The organism is Lactobacillus helveticus DSM 20075 = CGMCC 1.1877, assembly GCF_000160855.1.
Lineage (GTDB): Bacteria > Bacillota > Bacilli > Lactobacillales > Lactobacillaceae > Lactobacillus > Lactobacillus helveticus.
Window position 1 is genome coordinate 520,229 of record NZ_GG700752.1, and the last position, 7,586, is coordinate 527,814.

The 7,586-nt window shown below is 35.8% G+C and carries 8 protein-coding genes; 6 read left to right on the plus strand and 2 right to left on the minus strand.

Annotated elements, in window-relative coordinates; translation table 11 throughout:
* Positions 1 to 91: 91 nt before the first annotated feature.
* Positions 92 to 922 carry a Cof-type HAD-IIB family hydrolase gene (locus HMPREF0518_RS02390; RefSeq protein WP_003625726.1) on the minus strand — a complete coding sequence of 277 codons (831 nt, stop codon included), beginning with the start codon at positions 920 to 922 and terminating at the stop codon, positions 92 to 94.
* 184 nt (positions 923 to 1,106) lie between these two features.
* Here HMPREF0518_RS02390 and HMPREF0518_RS02395 point away from each other — a divergent pair, with 184 nt between their 5' ends.
* The 6 genes from HMPREF0518_RS02395 (at position 1,107) to HMPREF0518_RS02420 (ending at position 6,674) form a co-directional block, all read left to right on the plus strand.
* Positions 1,107 to 1,352, plus strand: a complete 246-nt coding sequence (locus tag HMPREF0518_RS02395; protein ID WP_003625728.1) for a type B 50S ribosomal protein L31 — start codon at positions 1,107 to 1,109, stop codon at positions 1,350 to 1,352.
* Positions 1,353 to 1,478: 126 nt separating this feature from the next.
* Complete coding sequence (locus HMPREF0518_RS02400) at positions 1,479 to 2,846, plus strand: UDP-N-acetylmuramoyl-tripeptide--D-alanyl-D-alanine ligase (RefSeq protein WP_003625729.1); 1,368 nt, start codon at positions 1,479 to 1,481, stop codon at positions 2,844 to 2,846.
* A 13-nt stretch (positions 2,847 to 2,859) separates the two neighbouring features.
* Positions 2,860 to 4,371 (plus strand): degradosome RNA helicase CshA, encoded by a 1,512-nt coding sequence (cshA, locus tag HMPREF0518_RS02405; protein WP_003625732.1) that lies wholly within the window; start codon positions 2,860 to 2,862, stop codon positions 4,369 to 4,371.
* 82 nt (positions 4,372 to 4,453) lie between these two features.
* Positions 4,454 to 4,810, plus strand: coding sequence for a holo-ACP synthase (gene acpS / locus HMPREF0518_RS02410; RefSeq protein WP_003625735.1), 357 nt, complete (start codon positions 4,454 to 4,456; stop codon positions 4,808 to 4,810).
* Between the two features lie 2 nt (positions 4,811 to 4,812).
* Positions 4,813 to 5,943 (plus strand): alanine racemase, encoded by a 1,131-nt coding sequence (gene alr, locus HMPREF0518_RS02415; protein WP_003625738.1) that lies wholly within the window; start codon positions 4,813 to 4,815, stop codon positions 5,941 to 5,943.
* Between the two features lie 188 nt (positions 5,944 to 6,131).
* A complete protein-coding gene (locus tag HMPREF0518_RS02420; protein WP_023192806.1) occupies positions 6,132 to 6,674 on the plus strand; it encodes a hypothetical protein in 543 nt (180 codons plus the stop codon).
* Positions 6,675 to 6,725: 51 nt separating this feature from the next.
* Here the strand turns inward: HMPREF0518_RS02420 and cbpA are convergent, their stop codons facing one another.
* Complete coding sequence (gene cbpA / locus HMPREF0518_RS02425; protein WP_003625741.1) at positions 6,726 to 7,433, minus strand: cyclic di-AMP binding protein CbpA; 708 nt, start codon at positions 7,431 to 7,433, stop codon at positions 6,726 to 6,728.
* Positions 7,434 to 7,586: the final 153 nt, after the last annotated feature.

Genomic DNA, 7,586 nt, shown 5'->3' on the forward strand with positions numbered 1-7,586 from the left:
TTACTGGGGCATTAAAACAGGATTACGCAAGATCGATCTTTACATTGAAAAAGATGATAAAAAATAAAGTTGCCGCCGGCAACTTTATTTTTTACTTTCGTGTTTCGTTTAGATATTTATTTAACACTTTGAAAACTCCGTTATCGTTATTACTTGGTGCAATAAATTTAGCAATCTTTTTAACGCTGTCTTGACCATTTTCCATGGCATAACTTAGTCCAGCTAATTTAAGCATTTCAATATCATTTTTGCCATCGCCAAATGCAATTAATTGAGTTCGAGGGACGTCTAGGTAGGCTAAGAATTCTTTAAGACCATTAGCTTTATTTACATTTTGAGGAATAATATCCATATAGTTCCAGCCACTAGTGGTAACATGAATTTTTTCTACACTTCGACTATTGAAGCCATACTCTAATTCTCGCCGAACCTTGCTAGGATAATCGACTGTAACTTTAGTATATTGATCATCTTCAGGAATTTGATCAAAATTATCAACTTCAATGCTATTAGGATAAAAATAATGATGTGATCGTTTAAATTGAGCCGGCGTACTTTTTAAGAAGTATGAATGTTTGACGCCGCTGATTAATGTGCTTTGTACTGCTCCGGGATAACGCAGCTGCAAATAATCAACTAAATTTAAAATACATTTTTTAGAAAAAGTTGTTGTATGAATAATTTTGCCATCACGAACCAAAACTGCACCATTATCAGCAACGAAATCAACTGAATCAATAAAATCACCAAAGTCTGCTTCTAATCGTCCAGCAGGTCTGCCACTGGCAATGATGAAGTGAGCTCCATGTTTGTGCAAACGATATAAAATTTCGCCGAACATCTCATGATCATACTTCTTTTCATCGTTTACGAATGTACCATCGACATCTATTGCAACAGCTTTAAAAGGAAGATCTTTCATCTAATTACCTCACTCAAAATAAATTCTGCTATTAGTTTAGCATTCCTTGTAAGAGGTTACATGCTATATTAGTTCCAATTTGTGAAAAATGTCTTGAATTAATTACTTGAAGATGTTATTCTAGTCCATGTTAATCGATTAATCTATGATCTGTAATATGGTCATGGCAAAGGAGTAATAAATTATGAAACAAGGTATTCATCCAGATTTTCAAAAAGTAGTTTTCATGGACTCAGCAACTGGTGCTAAGTTCTTAGCTGGTTCAACTTTGAAGCCAGAAGAAACTGTTGACTACGAAGGCGAAACTTACCCATTAGTACGTGTTGAAGTTTCATCAGATTCACACCCATTCTACACTGGCAAGCAAAAGTTTGCTCAAGCAGATGGTAGAATCGAAAAGTTCAACAAGAAGTACGGCTTGAAGAAGTAAAACTTTGTCTGGTGGAAGCAGTCCCATTGGGACTGCTTTTTTTCTCTATTAGATCATTTGGCAGAATGCTTGAAAGACAGTATAATGTTTTCTGTATAAAAATGTTTTTATGGGAGTAAAGATTCAATGAAAATGCAAATGGCTGAAATTGCCAAGGATTTAAATACTACTTGTGAAGGCGACGACAAAACTGTTATTACTTCTGTTGCCTTTGACTCCAGAAAGATAACAACTGGTGGTTTGTTTGTACCGCTTGAAGGTGAACGTGATGGACATGATTTCGTAGCGGGTGCTATTAGTAATGGTGCTTCTGCTACTTTGTGGAAAAAAGGCCATCCAAATAAGCCTGAAAATATCACAGTAATTGAAGTAGATAATCCTCTTACTGCTATGCAAGATTTGGCGCGTTATTATTTGCGCAAGGTTAATCCAACTGTAGTAGGCATTACCGGTTCTAATGGTAAGACTACTACTAAGGATATGATTGCTGCAGTTTTATCTAAGCGTTTTAACGTACATAAGACACAAGCTAACTTTAATAATGAAATTGGTGTACCAATGACCATTCTCGAAATGAAACCAAATACTGAAATTTTGGTACTTGAAATGGGTATGGATAGACCAGGTCAATTACATCATTTGAGTGAATTGACTCATCCAGATGTAGCTGTCATTACTATGATTGGTGAAGCTCATATTGAGTTCTTTGGTAGCCGTGACAAGATTGCTGATGCTAAGATGGAAATCACGGACTTTTTGCGTGAAGATGGTGAATTCATTTATAACGGTGATGAACCATTGTTGCAAGAACGTGCTAAGAAGCTTGATCAAGCTAAAGCTACATTTGGCTTCAGAGATGAAGATACAGTTCATGCAACTGGATTCAAGAGCTACATGCATCATGCTACTTTTACAATTAATGATTCAGAGCAAAAGTTCTCAATTCCAATGATTGGTAAGCATAATGTTTCTAATGCAATGGCAGCAATTAGTGTAGGACATCACTTTGGTGAAAGTGATGAGGAAATTGCTTCATCATTGTCTAACTTTAAGCCAACTGCTAACCGAATGGAATGGGAAAAAGGCGACGCTGGCGAAGCTATTATGAGTGATGTTTACAACTCAAATCCAACTGCTGTTAGAGCGGTTGTTACTAGTTTTGGTCAAGTTGAAGTTAAAGATGGTGGTCGCAGAATCGCTGTACTTGGCGACATGTTGGAATTAGGTAAAAAATCACCTGAACTTCATGCCGGATTAAGTGATACTTTGGATCCACAAATCATCAATGAAGTGTACTTGTACGGCTCTGAAATGAAGAATTTGTATGATGCTTTGCAGGATAAATACGAGCCAGAGAATTTACATTATTATACTCAAGATCAAATGGATCATATGATTAATGATCTTAAAAATGACATTAAGCCGGACGACATTATCGTATTGAAGGGTTCACACGGGATGCACCTTGAAAATGTCTTAGCCCGACTAAGATAGGAGAACAATTTTTTTGAAGTTTTCAGAATTAGGATTAAACGATGCGCTTCTTAAAGCGATTAAACGCTCAGGTTTTGAAGAGGCAACCCCAATCCAAGAGCAAACTATTCCACTTGCTTTGCAAGGAAAAGATGTAATTGGACAAGCACAAACTGGTACTGGTAAGACAGCAGCATTTGGTTTGCCAATTTTGCAATCTATTGATAAAAAAGAAAAGGCAATCCAAGCAATTATTCAAGCAATTATTATCGAACCAACGCGTGAGCTTGCTATTCAAACACAGGAAGAATTATTCCGCTTGGGTCGTGATGAACATGCCCATGTACAAGTGGTTTACGGTGGAGCAGATATTGGCCGCCAGATTCGTTCATTAAAGCAGCATGCACCATCAATTTTAGTTGGTACGCCAGGTCGATTATTAGATCACTTAAAGCGTGGCACAATTGATTTAGATAAAGTTAATACAGTAGTTTTGGACGAAGCAGATGAAATGCTCGACATGGGCTTTATCAAAGATATCGAAAGCATTTTGAAGTATGCTAAAAACTGTAAGCAAACTTTGCTTTTCAGTGCTACTATGCCTAAGCCAATTTTACGAATTGGTGAAAAGTTCATGAAGGATCCTGCTATTGTTCAAATTAAGGCTAAGGAATTAACAGCTGACTTAATTGATCAATATTTTGTTCGTGCCAAAGAATCCGAAAAATTTGACATTATGTGTCGTTTGATTGATGTTCAAGGCCCAGACTTGGCACTTGTATTCGGGCGGACTAAACGCCGCGTAGATGAGCTTACACGCGGATTGCAGGCACGTGGCTATAATGCTGCAGGTATTCACGGAGACTTGTCTCAAGCACGGCGTATGGCAGTCTTGAAGCGATTCCGTGAAGGTAAGTTGGATATTTTAGTTGCTACTGATGTGGCAGCACGTGGTTTGGATATTTCAGGAGTGACTCACGTATATAATTATGATATTCCTCAAGATCCAGATTCTTATGTTCACCGTATTGGTAGAACTGGTCGTGCGGGACAAAATGGTGTTTCAGTAACCTTCGTAACTCCAAACGAAATTGGCTACATGAGAACTATTGAACAACTTACTAAGAAAAAGATGTCACCAATTAGTCTACCAACAGATGATCAAGCTCTTCGTGGTCAATTAAAGCAAGCTAAGGCTGAAATCGAAGACTTAATGAAAGGCGACTTGGGTAAGTATACTCAAGATGCTAGTGAGCTTCTTGATAATTACTCAGCTCTTGATTTGGTAGCTGCCTTCCTTAAGAATTTGGCTAAGGATTCAACGGATATCAAGGTTAAAATTACGCCAGAAAAGCCTTTGTCATATAAGGGTGATGGTCGTCATGGACGTGGACGCCGTGGACATAATAATCATGGTCGTGGTAGCGGACATGGAAATTATCATCGTCGCCGCAATAGTAATAACGATTACCGTCATAATGGTAATCGTGGGCGTCGTGGACGTGGCAACGGACATGAATTCGCAATCAAGAATAAAAAAGATTAATTTTTTAGATTAAAAAGGGAGTTGTAATTTTTGCAACTTCTTTTTTGTATTATAATTATGTTATTGTGTGAGGTGAGAAACGATGATTAAAGGTGTAGGGATTGACTCAATTGAAGTTGAACGTGTTAAAAAGATCGTGGCAAAAGGAGACTCTTTCGCTGAGAAGGTTTTGACTCCAAAAGAATTTGCCCAATATCAAAAGATGAAAGGCAAAAGAAAAGTTGAATATCTCGGAGGTCGTTTTTCATTAAAAGAATCTTTTTCTAAAGCTATGGGAACAGGCTTAGGTAAATACGTAGGTTTTCAAGATGTGGAAACTTTATGGGATGATTTGGGCCATCCGGTGATGACTTCAACTAAGTTTGATGGAAATATTTTTCCAAGTATCACACATGATAATCATGAAATTATTACTTTTGTTGTATTAGAGGAGAAATAAAAATGGTTCCAGGCTATTATCGTCCAGCCGTAGTAAAGGTAAATTTAGGTGCAATTAGAAGAAATATTAAAAATGAGATGCAACATCTTGAACCAAATCAAAAGATGCTAGCTGTAGTTAAGGCTAATGGTTACGGTCATGGTGCAGTAGAAGTAGCCAAGGTGGCTGAAGAAGAGGGAGCAGCAGGCTTTTGTGTTGCTATTTTAGATGAAGCACTTGAATTGCGTCGTGCTGATATCGTTAAGCCTATTTTGGTTTTGGGAGTTGTTTCTCCTGAATATGCACCAATTGCTGCTGTAAATAATGTTTCATTAACAGTACCTAACTTAGAGTGGCTTAAAGATGCCGAAAAATACTTAGCTAAAGAGAATCTGCAATTAAAGATTCATTTAGGAATTGATTCTGGTATGGGCAGAATTGGTTTTAATGAAGATGATGAATTTGTTGCAGCTAATAAGTTCTTGGAAAATAATGATAATTTCTTTATTGAAGGTATGTTTGCCCATTTTGCTTCTGCAGATAGTGATGATGAAACTTACTTCAAGCATCAATGTGAAAAATTTAAGCATATGAAGAGCTTATTAACTGTTAAGCCTAAGTGGATTCATGTTGATAATACTGCCGCAAGTATTTTTCATTCAGGCATAAAAAGCGATTTAGTTCGTTTTGGAATTGGAATTTATGGCTTAAATCCATCTTCTAATCCTTCTTCTCCTGATTTAACTTCAGCGATTGAACTTGAACCTGCTTTATTATTTGAAAGTGAATTAACTCATGTTAAGACCATTCATAAAGGCGATGGTGTAGGCTACGGCTCTACTTTCATGGCTGAAGAAGATACAATTATTGGTACGGTACCAGTTGGATATGCTGATGGCTGGATTAGAAAGTATCAAGGCTTTAAAGTAAAAGTTGGAGATGAGTATTGTCCAATCGTAGGACGTATTTGTATGGATCAATTTATGGTTAAAATGCCTAAGAAAATGCTAGTCGGCACTAAGGTAGTAATTATTTCAAATAATCCATCTGATCCTAACAATATTAAGGCTGCTGCAGATTATGTTGATACAATTCACTATGAAGTTGCATGCTTATTGAATGATCGGTTACCACGAGTTTATTATGAAAAATAATAGGTAAAAAGGCCGAAATCACGATCGTTTTTCGTGATTCTGGCCTTTTTTAATTAAAAATAACATAGGGTATTAATTGTGATATGATCATGTTAAAATAAGATAAATTTGCATGTTGTGTTGAGAATTTAAAAACTATATATAAATAGTAAAATGTTTTTTATCTAGTAATAACAAGGTGGAACATATTGGATATTAGAACCCAAACAACAAAAAGTAATTTAAAAAAAGCTTTGCTTCAATGTATGAAAAAGCAAGCATTTAGTGAAATTAAAGTTAAAGATATTATTTTAGCTGAATTCAATAAAGCATTACTTGCTGATCGTAGCGCTGTTAACGGAATTGATCACGTTTTATCTCAAGATGAATTAATAACAGTAGCGGAAAATATTTCTAGAAATTCCATTTCTTTCTTTTTGAAAAACAAAACTAAACTTGAAATTTTAACTTCTGATAATGGTGACATCCGCTTTTTTAATAAAATGGTTGAATATGCCAACAAGGAATTTGCTGTGCGGATGGAGAAGATGAATCCAAACTATAAAGCTATTTTGGCACAAGAGCAGTCGCTTCCGCCTGAAATGGTTTTAGGAATTTTTGATATTAATATTATTAATGTCGTGTTGCAATTAATTAAATATAATGATGAATTATCACCAGCTGATATGCGTCGTTATATTGCAGGGTATTTAACTCGAACACCACTACAATTCTTAGGATTAATGCAATAGAAAAAAGCTTCTAACTTTTAATATAGTTAGAAGCTTTTTCTATGCAATTTTTTAATCTTTGTGTGGATGTTCGATGAATACACCAGGATTTTCATCGCTCATAATAGTCATGCTAGCTTGCAAATCTTCAATCTCAGAAACAACGAAACCTTTCTTTTGCAATTTGCCTACAATAGTTTTCATTGTGATTTCAGAAACACCGGCAGGCAAGGTGAATAGGGTTCTTCTTACGAAGTCTCCTTCAAGTTCTCCTGCTGCAGCGTCAAGTGTCATTACACTAGACATGTTAGTGTGCTTTGACACGATTTTTGACATCTTAATTAAATTACCACGTGCATTATCAGATAAAACTGTTAAGACGTATGAACCATTCTTTACATACCACGCATCTGATAACATGTCTAACAATCTTGAGTGGGTAAGGATACCGTAGAAATGGTTGTCTTCATCAAGAACAGCAATATATGGCAAGTCTTTGATGTTGAAGAATACTCTAAAGAATGGAGAATTTACCTTAATTGTCTTAGTAGCGTTTTTAAGCAAGTAAGTTACAGGCAAGTTCATATCTTCGCCTTGAGATTTGTGACGGTAAATGTGCATCTTATAAATGTTACCGCGGAAAATAGTGCCAGTGTCATCTACAATAGGCACACATCTATATCCAGATTCTTCTAGAATGTCCAATGCTTCTGCTAATGTGGCTTTTTCATTAACTGTTGTTAAGTAATCTTTCTTAATGACTAAAGATTTAATAAGCATGAGTTCGCCTCCAAAGTGAAAATGTTTTAACTAAGTATAGCATAATCAGCATATTAATTAAATGTTAATTAAAGACTAGCTAAAGTAATTATATATATTTTAACAATAGTTAGTGAAATAAAAAAGCATCTCTTCCTAAGAAAAGAGATGCTC